This window comes from Leucobacter sp. NPDC015123 (assembly GCF_043080205.1).
Taxonomy (GTDB): domain Bacteria; phylum Actinomycetota; class Actinomycetes; order Actinomycetales; family Microbacteriaceae; genus Leucobacter; species Leucobacter aridicollis_A.
Genome location: NZ_JBIBVH010000001.1, coordinates 569,798 through 586,915, shown reverse-complemented (window position 1 = coordinate 586,915; position 17,118 = coordinate 569,798). Strand labels below are relative to the sequence as shown.

The following is a 17,118-nucleotide window of genomic DNA, read 5'->3' as shown; positions in this document are numbered from 1 at the left end:
CACTTTACCCGCTGCCGAAGCTCAAGCAGGAGAGTCAATGGCTATCGCGAACACCGAAACCGCGCCCGCGGGCGTCGCTGAAACGACCGAGGCAGCGGCCCCAGAAATTCAGCGCTCTGCCGCCGACAGGTTCATGCGTCGCCTGCTGCGAGTTGAGGGCGCAAAGAAGACGCCGTTCATCAACCGCGACGCGCATCGCAACTTCCGCGTCGCGCTCATCATCTCGGGGGTTCGCTGCCTCATCACGTACCTCCTCATCCCTATCCTCGTGCCGATTCTCGGTGTCGCGGGCGTGCTTGCCGCGCCCATCGGCATCGCCCTGTGCGTGGTCGCTGCAGTCAATGGCGTGGTGAGTGTGCGGCGCTTCTGGATCAGTGATCACCGCGGCAAGTGGATGTATACCTGGTTCATCGTGATCGTGTTCGTGATCCTCACGATCGCGATGGTCTCCGATATCGCACGGATTGTGAGCCCCGCATGACCCCGAACGACAGCATTCAGAACGAGGCGGCACACGTCGCCGAGACCGTCGCGGCCGACGCCACGCAGCCCGCCGCCGAACTCGTCGACGACAACCCCGAGCAGGTGCCCGCGAAGGCGTGGGTCACCATGGGGCTCTTCGCGGTGTTTGTGATCGCGTTCGGCACCTGCGCTTCAACGTTCATGTTCAACTAGCCTCAGCTGTTCTGAGCGGTGTCGCCGTGGCCCGACGGGGCCGCGGCTTCGTCGAGGGGTGGCTCCGTTCCCGTGTCCTCCCTGCGATGGGCGGCCCGGAGGCCGAACCCGAACGCGAGCGCGACAAAGAACATCAGCACGCCGTATACCGCGGCTGGCAGCGACAGCTCGACGTTGCCGAGCACGGTCTGTGCGATGACGATCGCGAGGGTCGCATTGTGGATGCCGATCTCGAACGAGCTCGCGATCGCCTGGGTCCGCCCGACTTTGAAGAGCCGCGGCACAAAGAACCCGACGCTCAGGCTGAGCAGGCAGAAGACCACCGTGATGAGCGCGAGCTGGCCGAGATTCTCGAGCAGCATGTCGAGGTTTGAGACGATCGCGCCTGAGATCACCACAACAAGGATCACGACCGAGGCGACCCGAACAGGCTTGTCCATCCTGTCGGCGAAGGCGGTCCACTGCCAGCGCACGAACATGCCAAGCGCCACGGGGAGCAGCACGATCGCGAACACCTCGATCGTCTTCGAGAGTTGCAGCCCGAGTGTGTCACCTCCCGGCATGAAGTAGGCGATCGCCAGGTTTGTGATGAGCGGTAGCGTGAACACTGCGATGACCGAGTTGAGCGCGGTGAGCGAGATATTCAGCGCGACATCGCCGCGGAACAGGTGACTGTAGAGATTCGCGGTTGATCCGCCCGGCGATGCCGCGAGCATCATCATGCCGACGGCGAGCACAGGCGGGAGGTTGAACGCGAGTACGAGGCCAAAACAGAGCGCCGGCAGAATGAGCAGCTGGCACACGAGCGCTATGAACACCGCCCGCGGGTGCTTCGCGATCCGGGTGAAGTCTCCGACCCGAAGGCTCAGGCCAAGGCCGAGCATGATGATGCCGAGAGCGACGGGCAATCCGATGGTGGTCAACGCTGATCCCATGATCACAGTATGGAGGATGGGACGGCAAAAGTCCCGCATCGGCGGAGCACAGCACTTCGGGTGAAGTCGCTGTGCTCCGCACGTGCGTACCGTGGGTCACCCGCAAGGGTGGCTGTTCCGGCTGCGGCCCACCCGTTACGTGGCCGCAGGGCCGAGCTTCAGCTGCGGCCACGCCGCGACGTCGCGCAGCAGTTGCCTGTCGTGCGACGACAGGACTACCGCAGCCTCTGTCGCTCCGAGCGCCTCAGTGAGCTCGTCGACGAGCGCAATCGAGAGGTGGTTCGTCGGCTCGTCGAGCAGCAAGACGTTCGGCCGGGCCGCGATGACGAGCGCGAGGTCGAGGCGCCGCTGTTGCCCCATCGACAGCTCACAGACTCGCTTCCCAGCCTCCGCTGGCCGCAACAGCCCCAACTGTGAGAGTCCGATCGCCTCGTGCTCACGCAGTCTGCCCCTGGCGACGAGCCTGCTCACGACCTCCGCGAACACGTCGGCTGCCCGCCGCTCGCCAGGCGCCTTCGATTCCTGCCTGAGCCACCCGATCCTCGCCTCGCTGTGCACCTGCACACGCCCAGAATCTGGCGAGAGCTCGCCCGCGGCGACGGCGAGCAACGTCGACTTCCCTGCGCCATTCGGCCCGGTCACGACGAGCCTGTCACCCCTGCCAAGCCTGAGCGACACTGGGCCCCTGAGGCGCCCAGCCACCTCGACGCCTGAGACAGCCAACAGTTCGACGCCTGCTGGCGCCGCGAGGTCGGGGAACCCGAGGCGCTGGGGAGGCGGCGGGAGCGTGACCGCGTGCGCCTCGAGCGCCTCTTGTCGTCTGTGCACGCTCTGCACGAGCCCGCCCGCGCGGGTCGCCCGAGCGTGCTTGCCGGTGCCCTTCTCCGGGCGCCAGCCAGATACGAGCCGGTTCTGCGCGCTCGAGAGGCTCTCCTGTAGTCTCGCGGCTTCCGAGCGCTGCAGCTCGTAGGCCTGCTCCCAGCGCGCACGTTCGGCGATCCTGCCCTCGCGATACCCGGCGTAGCCCCCACCATAGACTCGCGGCCGGTTGTCTGGCGTCGGGTCAAGGTCAATGATTGTTTCGGCTGCGTCGGCGAGGAGCGCGCGGTCGTGGCTGACGAACACGACCCCGCCTGCCCGCTGCCTGATCTGGGCGGTCAGAAACTCGAGGCCGCCGCGGTCGAGGTGGTTCGTCGGCTCGTCGAGCATGAGAAAGTCGTGGTCGGCGCCAAGCAGGCAGGCGAGTCGCACGCGGTAGCGCTGCCCGACCGACAGCCGCTCGAGCGGGACGCGCCTGTCGGTCTCGGCGCCGAGCGCCTCGAGGGCGATGGTCACCCGCCGCTCCGCGTCCCAGGCGTCGAGGGCCTGGGCGACCTCGAGCGCTTCAGCGTACGCAGCCTCGGCTGCAGCGGGCGTCCCGGCTGTCTCGCCCGTTCCCGCGAGCGCCGCGGCCGCTGCGTCGAGGGCATCGAGGGCCGTCAGCGATCTTGTGATTGCCTGTGCGACGGCGTCGCCGACGGTGGTTCCCGGTGCAGCCGTCATCTCTTGTTCGGCGATACCAAGCGTTCCGATTCGCCGCACCGCGCCGTCGTCGGGACGGATGGTGCCGGCGAGCGTGTGGAGCAGCGTCGTCTTGCCGCGGCCGTTCTCTCCGACGATCCCGATGCGCGACGCCGGGGAGACGACGAGATCGACGTCGACAAGTACGCGGTTCGCGCCGCGCAGCACGGTGACTCCGGTTGCGGCGATCTGGGCGCGATGGCGCGCCGGAAGAGCGTGTTCAGGGGTGTGCATTGGATTCCTTCTCCAGGGCGCACGGCAGCGCGGCTGCAGGGTGCGCAAATAACGGTGACCCAGCGGGTCAGAGCTGTGCTCGCCGCACTCGGATGGCTCAACGAGGGGCGTGCGCAGCGGCCGTTACATGAAGAAGTGGTGATACATGGCTCCAGGGTACAGGACGGCCCGCGACGCGCAAGTGGCGTGCGGGCCGATCCCGAGCGTCCGGCGTTAGCTCAGCGCGTCGACCACTGCCGCCCGCCGCTGCGGAACGGTCACCGAATCGGTGTTGAAGACGCGGGTTGCCCGCCCGTCATTGAACGCTGGCCAGCCGGGGTCTCCGTCGCGGATGAAGGCCACCCACGCGGCGTGCATCTCGGCTCCGAGCGCGGCTGGGGCACCGTCGCCGTTCAGCCGGATCGCGTCTTCGTCGTCGAGGAGGTCGAAGGCGAACGCGATGTCGAGGGCGTGCGCCGCGCGAAGGTCGCGCACCGGGCTCTCCCAAGCGAACTCGTAGACGAAGGTGGCCGCACTGCGGGCCTTCGCGAGCCGCGTCGCGGGCGCACGGAGCAGCCTGTCGGTCACGATCTGGCCGAGCTGCTCGCCGGGGGACGCGGTCGGATACGCCTCTCGCACCGCGCGCGCGGCAGCCCGCGGGACGCGCATGGCGAGCCGGGCGAGCCACGCCTTTGCCGCGCTGATACCTGAGACTGCATCGGGGGTGAGCCAGAGCCGGTACTCGTCGGTGTTCGTGCCGATGAGAATTGGAATATCGACGTCAGTGAGTGCCTCGTGTGGCGAAGCCGGGAGCGACTCGGGGTCAATCGCAAGCGTGTAGCCGGGTGTGCCGCCAAGTGGGGAACCGCCCGCGGCGATCTCGCTCCGGGCGCGCAGCAACTCCGCCGGGTCGACGGAGGCGAAGCCTGCCCGCGTTGCCGGGATTCCGAGGCGCTTCGCGATGGCGTCTGAGGCGCGGCGTGCCTTCTCGCGGGTGACGGCCTCGAGCGGGCCTGACTGGACGATCGCGCCGGCGACCTGTGCCCGCGCTGCAGGCTGCGCGAGGAGCGCCGCGACGAGAGCCCCGCCTGCGGACTCGCCCATGATGGTGATGCGGGCCGGGTCGCCACCGAACGCGGCCGCCTCACGATGTGCCCAGTCGAGCGCGAGCTGCGCGTCACGCAGCCCGAGGTTCAGCGGCGAGCCGTCGAGTACGCTGAAGCCCTCGGCGCCGAGCCGATAGTTTGCCGAGATGAAGACGATCCCGTCGCGCGCGAAGGTGCTGCCGTCGTACCCGCTTTGGGCCGCGGCTCCGCGCTCGAGCGCGCCGCCGTGGAGCCACAGCACGACGGGCGCGTCCGCCGCACCCTCGGGCGCCCACACGTTGACTGTCAGGATCTCGGTGCCCTCGATGGCGGGCACCTTGATGAGCTCGCCGAGATCGCCCCGGTATGGCGACTGTGGTGCGGTCGGCCCGAACTCGACAGCCGCGAGCGGCTCGCTCCAGGCTTCGGGCGGCTCGGGGTCTTCAAACCGCATGTCGCCGAACGGCGCCTGAGCGTAGGGGATTCCGAGGAACCTGCGGATTCCGTCTTGCGTGCTCCCGCGCACCTCGCCGAGCGTGGTAGCCGCTGCGGTGTGGGCGCTGTGTTGTGCGTGGGCGTCTCCCATGAAGCCTCCTCCGTTGGCTCCAGAGTATTGGGTGCGTGGGCGTTCAAGCTAGCGCCCCGTGCGCGCACAACTGCACAGACTCGAAGTCAGCCCAGCCCAGACCACATATGTTCGCTCTGGCGCCGCCGAGTGAGGTGCGGCAGAGTCGAGGGGGACAACGGGGCAGGCGCCGACGCCTGCCACGGCAGACGAAAGGGCTGAATCGGCATGGAGCGTATTGCAGACAACCGGGTGCTAAACGAACTGCTCGAGCCCGACGGCGGAGCGTTCTGCCAGATCTCGACAGGCGAGCTGAACTATTCACTCACCGGAACGGCGCGGCAGGGAACGGTACTGTTGATCGCCGGGCTATCGATGCATCGAACCGACTGGTCGCCTGAGCTCATTGCGGGGCTGCACGCCGCAGGATACGCGACACTCACAGTCGACAACCGGGATGCCGGTCGGAGCGTCGTCTTAGGCCGTCACACCGGGTTCGGCGCCGGGGACGAGTTTCGCGCGGAGTACGGCCTCGTGGACATGGCTGGTGACCTGCGTGAGCTGATCCTCGCACTCGACGTCGGCCAGGTGCACGTCGTCGGGATGTCGATGGGAGGCATGATCGCCCAGCACCTCGCCCTCATCGCGCCCGAGCTCGTGCACACCCTCACGTCAGTCATGTCGACGACGGGGGAACGCGCCGTCGGCAGACCGCAGCAGGAGAGCAAATGGGTCTTTCTCACCCCGGCGCCAACGGACAGCCGTGAGGCGTTCGTCGCATTCTCGGAGCGCTACCACGCGGCGCTCGCGGGCCCGCACTTCCCAGACTTCGAGAGGGCGCGCGAGACCGCCTCGATGAAATGGGGGCGAGGAATCTCCCTCGATGACACCGCCAGACAGCTGCAGGCGATCCAGGCCGATGGCGATCGCACGAAGCGACTCCGCAGGGTCGCGGTGCCGACGCTCGTGGTGCACGGCGACGCTGATCCGCTCATCGACGTCTCGGGCGGGGCAGCGACAGCGGCCGCTATCCCCGGTGCGCGGCTCCACGTGATCGAGCAGATGGGGCACTCGATTCCCTGGCAGCGCGCTGGAGAGACAACAGACACCCTGGCGGCGCACTTTCAGGCAGCAAGTGCCTAGCCGTTTCGGGTGAGCGCGGCACCGCTTTCTCGCGCGAACACCGCGTGACGCGCGACGGCAGGCCGTGCCCGGCTACTCTGGAAGCACACCCGCACGCCCAACCGTCCGAGAAAGACACCCATGAACATCCTGATCGTAGAAGACGACGCCCGCGTCGCCGAGGCGCTCGGCGCCTACCTGCGGCAGGCCGGGTACACGACAAGCCGCGCCGCGGACGGCGCATCAGGGATCGAAGCAGTCGGACAGGACACGGAAGCAGTGATCCTTGACCTCGGACTGCCAGACATGGACGGGCTCGACGTGTGTAGGCGGATTCGCGGCGTGAGCAGCGTGCCGATCATCATTGCCACCGCCAGAAGCAACGTCGAGTCTCGGATCAAGGGATTGCATGCTGGGGCGGACGACTTCGTCGTCAAGCCATACGATGTGCGCGAACTCATCGCCCGCATCGAGGCTGTGACGCGCCGCGCACGCTCAGCCACGCCCTCACCCGACGAAAGCTCGAACGTCGAACTCGACGGGCTGTACATCGACTTCGCCAACAGGCTCGTGCTCGCCGACGGTGCGCCAGTCGAACTCACTCCCAAAGAGTTCGAGATTCTCGCGGTGCTTGCGCGCTATCCAGGCGTGGTGACTCCACGCGACCGCATCATCAGGGAGGTGTGGGGCACCGACTGGACAGGCTTTAGCCGGTCGCTCGAGGTGCACGTTGCCTCCATCAGGCGCAAGCTCAACAGACCGTCGCTCATTGCGACGGTGCGTGGCGTCGGGTACAGGCTGACGGCAGGCTAACCCGTGCGCAAGCGCCTCTTCATTGTCTTTCTCGTGCCGATGACAATCATCCTGCTTGTGCTCGGAGGCGCGTACGGTTGGAGCGCCGCCCGCGCTATTCAGCAGCAGGCATCGTCGCAGCTCCTCAGCGACGTCGTGTACTTCACGACAGGGTCAAGCCAGGCACTCAGAGCGGGCGACCCGGCAATGATTGAGACCGAGCTGCGACGCTACGGCTCGCTCTACGGCGCGCAGGTCGTCGTCTTCGACCGCTCAGGTTCGGTCTGGGCCGCGAGCGTACGAACCCCGATCCTGACCGAGGAGACGGCGGACGAGGTGAGCCTCGCGCTCTCCGGCAGGCGCGGCGAGCTGCTCGGCGAGAGCCTGCCGTGGGTACAGGGGGAGACAGCCATCGTCGAACCAGTGTTTGACGACGGCAGCGTCATCGGGGCGGTGCGCATCTCAGCGAGCACCGAGGCGCCGCGGCGCGAGATCCTGACCCAGTGGGCTGCGCTGCTCGCCGTCAGCGCACTGATCATCGTTGCGCTCGTGTGGGCAGTGAACAGGCTCGCGCGCTGGGTGCTGCGGCCACTGCACCGGCTCGACAGCGCGATGGCAGCCATCGAGCATGGCGAGATGGGCGCCCGCATTGACGACGAGACTGGCCCGCCCGAGGCGCGACGCATGGTGCGCATGTTCAACCAGATGGCAGACGAGATTGAGCGGGTCATGACGCGGCAGCAGGAGTTCGTGATGAACGCGTCGCACGAGTTGCGCAACCCGCTGGGCGCCCTGCTCATGCGCGTCGAGTACCTCGCGACAGGGCTCGACGAAGGCTGGATCGACGACATCGAGCACGCGCGTGAGGAGGGGAGACGCATGACGCGGATCCTCGACACCCTGCTGAACGTCGCCCGCGACGGAAAGTCTGACTCGGCGTTTGTCGCCGTCGACTTGAGTGCCCTCGCAAACGAGCGGGCGGCGGCCTGGCACGACCGCGCCGCTGACGCGTGGGTCGTGTTTCACACGAACGCCGCACCGAACGTTCTTGCGGTGACCGACCGCATGGCTGTCGAGACTGCGCTCGACGCGATCATCGACAACGCACTGAAATTCGCGCCGCGCGGTAGCGTCATCGACCTCACAGTCACAAGCAGCGATGGCGCACACACTGTCTCGGTTCGGGATCGGGGGCGCGGGCTCGAACCCGATCAGCTCGAGCAGGCGACCGGCAGGTTCTGGCGCAGCCCGCAAGACCAAAACGTGCCAGGCTCCGGGCTCGGACTCGCGATCGCCTCGGACCTCCTCGAGGCGCTCGGGGGCAGCCTCGTGCTCTCCTCACCCGACGGCGGCGGACTCGAGGTCACGCTCCTGCTCCCAGCAACCGACGGCGTGAAACGTGCAGAACAAGAAGCCGAGGGCAGGGATGCGTAGTGGGAAACTGTCGTCGGTGGCGGGACCGAGAGGCGCGGCTCGAGCGCTCGCGCTCGCGGCCGTCGGGGCGCTCGCCGCGGCCGCGCTTGCCGGGTGCGGTTCGGGCGTGGGAGACCCCGGCGCGCAGGTGATCGCGGGCGGCGCATCGACGGGTATCTACTACTCCTACGGCGGCGCGATCGCCGAGAGCCTGCGGGGCGAGGGCTTCGACGTTACGGTCGCCGCAACCGGAGGCTCAGTTGACAATCTGTTGCGCGTCGGGCGAGGTGAGGCAATCCTCGGGTTCGCTCAGGCCGACGCGGCGGCGGACGCAATCTCAGGAGTCGGCGCGTTCGACGCGCCGCTTCGCATCGAGGGCGTGGCGCGCGTGTACGACGAATACGTGCAGGTCGTCGTCCCCGAAGACTCACCGGCCGAGGCGATTCCCGACCTCGCAGGGCTCCGCGTCTCAGTCGGCGAGGTGAACTCTGGCGTGACAGTGATCGCCGATCGAGTGCTCCGCGCCGCAGGCGTCGAACAGGGCGACTTCGAGAGCGCGAAGCTCGGCATCGACGACTCAGTTGAAGCGCTCGCCCGAGGTGAGATCGACGCGTTCTTCTGGGTTGGCGGGGTGCCGACCCCTGGAATTGCTGCGCTGTCTGAGACGACCCCGGTGAAGATCCTGCCGATCCAGCCCGAGACCGTTGAGAAAGTGAACTCGGGGCACGCCGGCGTCTACAGGCTCTCAGACTTCCCGCTCGGCACGTACGGCACCACCGAACCCGTCGAGACGATGACGATTCCGAACTACCTCGTGACCTCGGCAGACGCGCCAGCCGACCTCGTCTTCGAGATGACGCGAACGCTCTTCGAATCGCGCACCGCAATCGCCCGAACGGTGCCCGCAGCGGCGCTTCTTGACCGCAGGCAGGCAATCTTTACGAGCCCGCTGCCGCTGCACGACGGGGCCGCAAAGTTCTACGTCGAAAGCCGCAAGTAGGGCGAGTAACCTCAAGAAAAGCTCAAGGCGAGGCTCAAGATACCCTCAACGCCCGTGACTTTGGAGACCGCCGCTCATTAGCGTGGGGCTGATCGGTTCAACGACGAGCAACAGACTCGCTCTTCGAACCTGGCAACCCAAGCAGTGTGCCGACGCAGCGCAGCCCGCGCTCGCGGTCAGGATCCAAAGGTGGAACATAGATGAGTGCGAGCGAACCGCTGGTCGTCGTCGAAAACGTGCAGAAGCACTACGGTGATTTTCAGGCGCTGACCGACGTAAACCTCACGGTGAACCGTGGCGAGGTTGTCGTGGTGATCGGCCCATCAGGCTCCGGCAAGTCGACGCTCTGCCGGTCAATCAACCGACTTGAGACGATCACGAGCGGGTCGATCCGCATCGACGGCAAAGAGCTCCCCGCAGAGGGCAAGGGGCTCGCACGCCTTCGCGCCGAGGTCGGCATGGTGTTCCAGTCATTCAATCTGTTCGCGCACCTGACGATCCTCGAGAACGTCACGCTCGGGCCCATCAAGGTGCTCGGCAAGTCAAAGGCCGAGGCGAACCGCGAAGCAATGGAACTTCTCACCCGCGTCGGCGTCGACAAGCAGGCGTCGAAGCTGCCCGCGCAGCTCTCAGGCGGACAGCAGCAGCGCGTCGCGATCGCGCGCGCCCTTGCAATGCACCCAAAGGTCATGCTGTTTGACGAGCCGACGAGCGCGCTCGACCCCGAGATGATCAACGAGGTGCTCGACGTCATGGTCGGCCTCGCCAAAGAAGGCATGACAATGGTCGTCGTCACCCACGAGATGGGCTTCGCCCGCAAAGCGGCCGACCGCGTCGTGTTCATGGCCGACGGCAAGATCATCGAGTCTGCGACGCCCGACGAGTTCTTCACGAACCCACAGAGCGACAGGGCCAAAGACTTCCTGTCAAAGCTCATCACGAACTAACCAGGCGGGCCACCCGCATCGAGTGGCCCGAAAACCCCCATCGAAAGGAACGCACATGCGATTCAAGAAAGCTTTTGCAGCAGCTGGTCTCGTCGCGGCGGCAGCGCTGGCGCTGACCGGCTGCAACAGCGGCAGCCCCGCAGCACCCGAAGGCGGCGACACCTCGGCTCCGGCAGAGACGAGCACGCCGTGGACCGTAGCTGAGGGCTTCACGCTCGAGGGCAGCCCGACCTTCGACAAGATCAAGGAGCGTGGCGAGGTCGTCATCGGCGTCAAGGAAGACCAGCCCGGCCTCGGCTACTACGACAACGTCACGCAGGAGCGCACAGGCTTCGACGTCGACATCGCGCGCTGGATCGCAGCGTCGATCGGCATGGACGAAGACCAGATCAGCTACAAGGCGATCGCCTCGGCAAACCGCGAGCAGGCAATCGTCAACGGCGACGTCGACTACTACGTCGGCACCTACTCGATCAACGACAAGCGCAAGCAGGAGATCGACTTCGCTGGCCCGTACTTCATTACCGGCCAGGGGCTGCTCGTCCGCTCAGACGACACCGACTACCAGAAGCTCGAAGACCTGAACGGCAAGACTGTCTGCTCCGCGACAGGATCGACCCCGATCCAGAACATCAAGGAGAACTTCAAGGAGATCAAGCCGCAGGAGTTCGACCTGTACTCGGCGTGTGTTGAGAACCTCGTGAACGGTCAGGTCGACGCGGTCACCACCGACCAGGCGATCCTTATCGGCTACGCTGCGCAGCAGCCCGAGGAACTCAAGGTTACGAGCGGCCCGGTCTTCACCGAGGAGCAGTACGGCGTCGGCCTCACCAAGGGCGACGACGTGTTCCGCGCGCACATCAACGACCTCTTCACCGAGGGCGGCGACATCTGGCAGCAGATCTTCGACCAAAACCTTGGCGAGTCGGGCATCAAGGTCGACCAGCCCAAGGTTGACGCCTACTAAGTAGCGCGCACACCGCACGAATGCCCGGGGGCGGGAGCCACCCCCGCCCCCGGGCGCCATCTTCACAGAAGGAAGACGAATGGACGTCATCTTCGGGAACCTGGATCTCTGGGGGACCGCGATCGGGAACACGCTGCTCGTGTTCTTCGGAGGCGGGGCGATCGCCCTCGTGCTCGGCCTGATCGTTGGGGCCATGCGAGTCTCGCCGGTGCCCATCGCGCGCGGTGTCGGCACCGTCTACGTGAACCTCATCCGCAACACGCCCCTGACGCTCGTGTTCTTCTTCTTCGTGCTCGGCTACCCGGCGCTCGGGCTCGGCAGAATGAATCTCACAGTGCTCGGCATCATCGCGATCGGTGTCTACACGGCCACATACGTGGCAGAGGTGATTCGGGCAGGCATCAACACAGTGCCCGTCGGGCAGGCCGAGGCGGCCCGCGCCATCGGCCTTCCGTTTGGGCAGGTCATGACGAGCGTGATCCTCCCGCAGGCGTTCCGCTCCGTCGTGCCGCCAATGATGAGCGTGTTCATCGCACTCCTGAAAAACACCACGGTCGCGGCAGGGTTCTCGATTGCGGAGCTCGCGCAGCTGCGAGCAGCGATCAACGACTCGGGCGACCGCCCTGGCAGCCCCATGGAAGTGCTCCTCTGGGTCGCCGCAGTCTTCGTCGCGATGGTAATGCTGCTGAGCCTCTTGCAGAACCGGCTTGAGAAGAAATGGAGGATCGCGCGATGACCGCATCAGTGCTGTACGACGTTCCCGGTCCGAAAGCGATTCGCAGAAACCGCATTCTCGCGGTGGTGACGATCGTAGTCGTCGCCGCCATCATCGGCTTCGTGCTCTACCGGTTCTTCCTCACGGGGCAGTTCACCGCCCAAAAGTGGGGCCTCTTCACCTACTCGACGATCTGGGAGCAGATCCTCACCGCACTCGGCAAGACACTCGCGGCCTTCGGCGTCGCCGCTGTCGGTAGCCTCGTGCTCGGCTTTGTGCTCGCGATCGGCAGGCTCTCAGACCATAAGTGGGTGCGAGTTCCTGTCACCGCGGTGACCGAGCTCTTCAGGGCGATGCCCGTGCTCATCATGATGATGCTGCTGTACTACGGTCTGCCGTCGGTCGGCGTGAAGATGGACCCGTACTGGGCTGTCGTCATCGCGCTCATCGTCTACAACGGCTCGGTGCTCGCCGAGGTGATTCGCGCAGGCGTCGAGTCGCTGCCGCGCGGACAGAAAGAGGCGGGCTACGCGATCGGACTGCGCAAGAGCGGAGTGATGCGCCTCATCCTAATGCCGCAGGCAGTGCGCGCGATGCTCCCAGTCATCGTCTCCCAGCTGGTCGTGACAATGAAGGATACGGCGCTCGGATTCATCATCACCTACCCCGAGCTGCTCTACCTTGCGAAGCAGTTCAGCTCGAACGTACAGTTCGGGCGACCGTTGCTCCAGTCCGCGTTCGTCATCGGCGGCATCTACATCGTGATGTGCTTCATCCTCTCAGGGATTGCGCACTACCTCGAACGGCGCCTCCGTAGCGGTGGCCGCGGAACCGGGGAAACCGGCCTTTCGGCCGGTCCGGGGCTCGCGCAGGGCGGACCAGATCCGCGATTGCACGAGGGCGGCACCGTCACCGAGGTACTCTCGGTACAGGGCGGAAGATAGCGACAAACGGGCTCCGCAGTGCGGGGCCCGTTTCGCGCTGCCCGGCGGGCCGTGCGGCGCTCCGCGATACCACCAACTTCACCGCTGAGAGGTCACCCACATGAGTCAGATGGCACTCACGCTCGGGCTCATGCCAGAGGGGCTCGACTGGGGCGGGATTCTGCTGCTGCTCCTCGCCGCCTTCGCAGCGGGGTGGATTGATGCTGTGGTCGGCGGCGGCGGGCTCATTCAGCTGCCTGCGCTGCTGCTCGTGCCAGGCATCGCCCCCGTCCAGGCGCTCGCGACAAACAAGTTGGCGTCTGTATTCGGGACGGCGGCGAGTAGCGTCAGCTACTACCGGTCGGTGCGACCGAGCCTGCAGACCGCCTTGCCGATGGCAGGGATCGCGCTCGTCTCCGCGGTTGGCGGTGCCTCGCTCGCGGCGTTCCTGCCCGCCGAGGTATTCACGCCGATCATTATGATCGCGCTCGTCGTGGTCGCGCTCATTACGATCTTCAAGCCCGCGCTTGGCGCCGTCACAAAGCTCAAGTATTCGGGCGCGAAACACGTGCTGCTTGCGGGCCTCGCCGGGGCGGCGATCGGGTTCTACGACGGGCTCATCGGGCCGGGCACTGGCACGTTTCTCGTGATCGCGCTCGTCGCGCTGCTCGGCTACGACTTTCTCATGGCGAGCGCCCAGGCGAAGATCGTGAACTTCGCGACGAACCTTGGAGCGCTCCTGCTCTTCATCCCGCTGGGGGCCGTGCTGTGGCCGCTCGGCCTCCTGATGGCGGCGGCGAACGTCGCGGGCAGTGTGCTGGGCTCGAAGATGGCGATCGCCCGTGGGGCGCGGTTCGTGCGGATCCTGTTTCTCATCATTGTTGCTGCGCTCGTCGTGAAGCTCGGCCTCGACATCTGGGGATAGGTTTTTCAGTCCCGGCCGCCCAGCCCCCAGCCGCCAGCCGCCCCAGCCGCCAGCTCCCAGCCGCCCCAGCCGCCAGCCGCCGGCGCTGCGTATGTGATCGGCTCAATATATGCCAACCCAGCTGAGGTCGGGCATATATTGAGCCGATCACAGACATACGGTGCGTGATTTGTCGGCAGGTAGCGCTGTTCGCTCGCAGGCTGCTGTGCACTCCCGCCCTAGCCGCTGTGCACTCCCGCCCTACCCGGTGAGCGAGGGCTCTGCTCAGCCAGTGTTACCGCTGGGCGGCGTCCTGCACCTCGCCAATGAGCTCCTCAACAATGTCTTCGAGGAAGAGGATGCCTGTCGGCGACCCACTCTCATCGGTGACCCGGGCGAGGTGGCTGCCGTCTGAGCGCAGCAGACTCAGGGCGTCTTCGAGCTCGGCAGTGGCCGCGACGTCCACCAGGTTGCGGAGGCGATCGGCAGGGATCGGTGCGTCGCGGTGCTCGGCCGAGCTGAGATCCAGCACGTCCTTGATATGCACATACTGAGCCGGAGCGCCGTTGCTGGCAGCAACAACGAACCGTGAGAAGCCGTGCTTCGCGACAGCGAGTTGAACGTCACGCGGGGTCGCCGCGGCGGGGAGAACAACGAGTGACCCAAACGGGAGCACGACGTCGGCGGCAGTCTTCTCGGTGAACTCGAACGCGGCGGTGACGGTGCCTGAGGTATCGACGAGCGTGCCCTCGAGCGTTGACTGTTCGACGATGTTCGCAACCTCGTAGAGCGTGAACGCGCTTGTCGCCTCATCCTTGGGCGTCACCTTGAAGAGCCTGAGGATCCCGTTCGCGACCCAGTTCAAGCCCCTGATCAGCGGACCGACGATGCGAGACACGAATACGAGCGGGGGCGCAAGGATAAGCGCCGCCCTATCGGGAACCGAGAACGCCATGTTCTTCGGGATCATCTCGCCAAACACGACGTGGAGGAACGTGACCAAGGCGAGGGCGACGCCAAATGCGATGCCTGTGACCATCCCTGGAGTGAGGCCCGTCCACGCGAGCGGTACCTCGAGCAGATGCTTGATTGACGGTTCAGAGACGTTCAGAATGAGCAGCGAACACACAGTGATGCCGAGCTGGCTCGTCGCGAGCATGAGGGTCGCATGCTCCATCGCCCACAACGTTGTCTTCGCCGCACGGCTGCCAGCCGCCGCCCTCGGCTCGATCTGCGATCGTCGAGCCGAGATCACTGCGAACTCGGCGCCGACGAAGAATGCGTTGACGGCAAGCAGTACGAAGAGCCAGATCAGGCCGGGAATGTACTCGCTCATCGTGCGTGCTCCGTCGTCATGGCGGTGTGGCCGGTGGGGTCAGTTGCGTCGGGATCAGTGGGCGTCGGGGTGAAGCGCAGACGCTCGATTCGGGCACTTGCGACAGCATCAACCTCGAGCGTGCCGTCGGCGATCTCGACAGTCTCCCCGACCTCGGGGATGCGCTGAAGTCGTGTCAGGAAGAACCCGGCGACCGTGTCGTACTCCTCGTCCTCAGGAACCCGGATCCTTGCCCGGGTCCAGAGCTCGTCTGGGCGGAGCGCCGCGTTGAACAGCACGGATTCGCCGTCAGCGATGATTCCCTCGTTCAGGGTCGAGGGGTCGTCGTGCTCGTCAAGCAGCTCGCCGAGCAGCTCTTCGATCAGGTCTTCGAGCGTCACGACGCCCGCGGTTCCGCCGTGCTCGTCAACGACAACAGCGATCTGATAGCCGCGGTCGCGAAGCGCGCCGAGCAGCGTGTCTGACCCGGCCGACTCGGGCACGCGGAGGATCTTCGAGGTAATCGACGTGACCGGTGCACTCGCGCGACGCTCGTCGTCGATCGCGAATGCAGCTTTGACGTGTGCGATGCCGACGATGTCGTCGATGTCGTCGCCGTACACAGGGAACCGCGAGTGACCGCTCTCGATCGACGCAGCGATGACGTCCTGCACTGACGCTGTGCTTGGCAGAGCGACGACGCGAACGCGGGGTGTCATGACCGCGTCGGCGGTGCGGCTCGAAAAAGTGAGGGTGCGGTGCAGAATGTCGGCATCGTTGGCATCGAGCAGTCCCTCGGTCGCTGAGCGTCGGATGAGGTAGCCGAGCTCCTCGGCGCTTCGTGCAGCCGAGAGTTCTTCCTTCGGCTCGATGCCGAACGAGCGGATCACCCGGTTCGCGGTGCCGTTGAACAACAAGATCACGGGCTTGAGTACGAACGTGAACGCGAGCTGAAACGGCACGACGATCTTCGCTGTCGCGAGTGGTACGGCGAGCGCGAAGTTTTTCGGCACGAGCTCGCCAATGATCATCGAGAACAGCGTTGCGAGCGTGATTGCCACGACGGCGCCGACTCCAGGGATTACCGCGTCGGGCAGCCCAATGCTGCTGAGAGGAGCGCGAAGGAGTGAGCTGATCGCCGGCTCGAACGTAAAGCCCGCGAGCAGCGTCGTCAGCGTGATGCCGAGCTGGGCGCTAGACAGGTGCGTCGAGGTGACGCGCAGCGCTGAGATGGTGAACCGCAGGCCCTTTTCACCTTGCACCTGGCGCCGTTCAAGGTCGCTGCGGTTGAGGTTGACGAGTGCAAACTCCGAGGCAACAAAAAAGCCTGTGCCTACTGTGAGGAGGACGCCGATAACGATTCCCCAGATCTCGGAACTCAATGCTCACCCCGCATTCGAGCCGCGAGACGCGACCGGGCTGGGGTGAGCTTGGGTCTATGACAATCATCCATGTTTCGATCATAGGAAAAGATGCGGGTCGGAAGACTGAGATTTTGCCCCGAACCGAGGCTGTGCCTACACGGGGATGCGGATCGCACCAGCCCCGGTGTCGCCAAGCTCGTCGTCGGGGTTGAGCAGCGAGCACGCCTTCATCGACAGGCAGCCGCAGCCGATGCAGCCAGTGAGTTCCTTCTCGAGTTGCTCGATGCCCTTGCGGCGCTGCTCAAGCACCTTCTTCCATTCGCGGGAAGCGCGCTGCCAGTCTTCGTGGGTTGGCGGGCTCGAGAGCGGAACGTTTGTGAACGCGTCTTTCACGTCTTCGAGGGGAATCCCCAGCCGCTTGGCGACGGAGATGAGCGCGACGCGGCGCAGCATGTAGCGCGGAAAGCGGCGCTGGTTGCCGGCGGTGCGTTGCGACGCGATGAGTTCGAGGCGTTCGTAGTAGTGCAGGGCAGATACGGGCACCCCTGTACGGCGGCTCATTTCGCCGATGCTGAGGAGCTCTTCCGGGCTGTGGGCTTGTTCCATGACGCCTCCGATTCGCA

Annotated in this window: 17 protein-coding genes; 11 read left to right on the top strand and 6 right to left on the bottom strand. The window is 65.7% G+C overall.

The annotated features are described in order from the left end of the window. Positions 1-37: 37 nt before the first annotated feature. Complete coding sequence (locus ACF07D_RS02680) at positions 38-481, top strand: hypothetical protein (protein ID WP_391503778.1); 444 nt, start codon at positions 38-40, stop codon at positions 479-481. Continuing rightward, positions 478-675 (top strand): hypothetical protein, encoded by a 198-nt coding sequence (locus ACF07D_RS02675; protein WP_391503777.1) that lies wholly within the window; start codon positions 478-480, stop codon positions 673-675. The genes ACF07D_RS02680 and ACF07D_RS02675 overlap by 4 nt, the downstream gene beginning before the upstream one ends. Before the next feature lie 2 nt (positions 676-677). Here ACF07D_RS02675 and ACF07D_RS02670 read toward each other — a convergent pair whose 3' ends face one another. The 3 genes from ACF07D_RS02670 to ACF07D_RS02660 form a co-directional block, all read right to left on the bottom strand. Then, the gene (locus tag ACF07D_RS02670) at positions 678-1,610 is read right to left on the bottom strand and encodes a bile acid:sodium symporter family protein (RefSeq protein WP_391503776.1); all 933 of its coding nucleotides are present in this window, start codon (positions 1,608-1,610) and stop codon (positions 678-680) included. A gap of 135 nt (positions 1,611-1,745) precedes the next feature. Then, positions 1,746-3,404 (bottom strand): ABC-F family ATP-binding cassette domain-containing protein, encoded by a 1,659-nt coding sequence (locus ACF07D_RS02665; RefSeq protein WP_391503775.1) that lies wholly within the window; start codon positions 3,402-3,404, stop codon positions 1,746-1,748. Positions 3,405-3,617: 213 nt separating this feature from the next. Further along, on the bottom strand, positions 3,618-5,054 hold the full coding sequence (locus tag ACF07D_RS02660; RefSeq protein WP_391503774.1) for a carboxylesterase/lipase family protein: 1,437 nt from the start codon (positions 5,052-5,054) through the stop codon (positions 3,618-3,620). A 207-nt stretch (positions 5,055-5,261) separates the two neighbouring features. Here ACF07D_RS02660 and ACF07D_RS02655 point away from each other — a divergent pair, with 207 nt between their 5' ends. The 9 genes from ACF07D_RS02655 to ACF07D_RS02615 all read left to right on the top strand — a co-directional run bounded on the left by ACF07D_RS02655 (position 5,262) and on the right by ACF07D_RS02615 (position 13,837). Then, complete coding sequence (locus ACF07D_RS02655) at positions 5,262-6,176, top strand: alpha/beta fold hydrolase (RefSeq protein WP_391503773.1); 915 nt, start codon at positions 5,262-5,264, stop codon at positions 6,174-6,176. Between the two features lie 120 nt (positions 6,177-6,296). Further along, positions 6,297-6,968, top strand: coding sequence for a response regulator transcription factor (locus tag ACF07D_RS02650; protein WP_119283227.1), 672 nt, complete (start codon positions 6,297-6,299; stop codon positions 6,966-6,968). 3 nt (positions 6,969-6,971) lie between these two features. Continuing rightward, positions 6,972-8,381: an ATP-binding protein gene (locus ACF07D_RS02645; RefSeq protein ID WP_391503772.1), complete on the top strand. Its 1,410-nt coding sequence runs from the start codon at positions 6,972-6,974 to the stop codon at positions 8,379-8,381. A 16-nt stretch (positions 8,382-8,397) separates the two neighbouring features. Beyond that, the gene (locus ACF07D_RS02640; protein ID WP_391503771.1) at positions 8,398-9,360 is read left to right on the top strand and encodes a TAXI family TRAP transporter solute-binding subunit; all 963 of its coding nucleotides are present in this window, start codon (positions 8,398-8,400) and stop codon (positions 9,358-9,360) included. A gap of 200 nt (positions 9,361-9,560) precedes the next feature. Then, positions 9,561-10,307 (top strand): amino acid ABC transporter ATP-binding protein, encoded by a 747-nt coding sequence (locus tag ACF07D_RS02635; protein ID WP_119283224.1) that lies wholly within the window; start codon positions 9,561-9,563, stop codon positions 10,305-10,307. A gap of 55 nt (positions 10,308-10,362) precedes the next feature. Beyond that, positions 10,363-11,274, top strand: a complete 912-nt coding sequence (locus ACF07D_RS02630) for a glutamate ABC transporter substrate-binding protein (RefSeq protein WP_119283223.1) — start codon at positions 10,363-10,365, stop codon at positions 11,272-11,274. A 79-nt stretch (positions 11,275-11,353) separates the two neighbouring features. Next, positions 11,354-12,010 (top strand): amino acid ABC transporter permease, encoded by a 657-nt coding sequence (locus ACF07D_RS02625; RefSeq protein WP_255809219.1) that lies wholly within the window; start codon positions 11,354-11,356, stop codon positions 12,008-12,010. Beyond that, complete coding sequence (locus tag ACF07D_RS02620) at positions 12,007-12,933, top strand: amino acid ABC transporter permease (RefSeq protein WP_391503770.1); 927 nt, start codon at positions 12,007-12,009, stop codon at positions 12,931-12,933. Before ACF07D_RS02625 ends, ACF07D_RS02620 begins: the two co-directional genes overlap by 4 nt. A 100-nt stretch (positions 12,934-13,033) precedes the next feature. Further along, positions 13,034-13,837: a TSUP family transporter gene (locus ACF07D_RS02615; RefSeq protein WP_391503769.1), complete on the top strand. Its 804-nt coding sequence runs from the start codon at positions 13,034-13,036 to the stop codon at positions 13,835-13,837. 274 nt (positions 13,838-14,111) lie between these two features. On the opposite strand, the gene ACF07D_RS02610 is transcribed toward ACF07D_RS02615, so the two are convergent. The 3 genes from ACF07D_RS02610 to soxR form a co-directional block, all read right to left on the bottom strand. Next, on the bottom strand, positions 14,112-15,152 hold the full coding sequence (locus tag ACF07D_RS02610; protein ID WP_391503768.1) for a hemolysin family protein: 1,041 nt from the start codon (positions 15,150-15,152) through the stop codon (positions 14,112-14,114). Then, on the bottom strand, positions 15,149-16,513 hold the full coding sequence (locus ACF07D_RS02605; protein WP_391503767.1) for a hemolysin family protein: 1,365 nt from the start codon (positions 16,511-16,513) through the stop codon (positions 15,149-15,151). The genes ACF07D_RS02610 and ACF07D_RS02605 overlap by 4 nt, the downstream gene beginning before the upstream one ends. 135 nt (positions 16,514-16,648) lie before the next feature. After that, entirely contained in the window at positions 16,649-17,101 is a 453-nt protein-coding gene (gene soxR / locus ACF07D_RS02600) for a redox-sensitive transcriptional activator SoxR (protein WP_119283217.1), read from the bottom strand. Positions 17,102-17,118 lie beyond the last annotated feature (17 nt).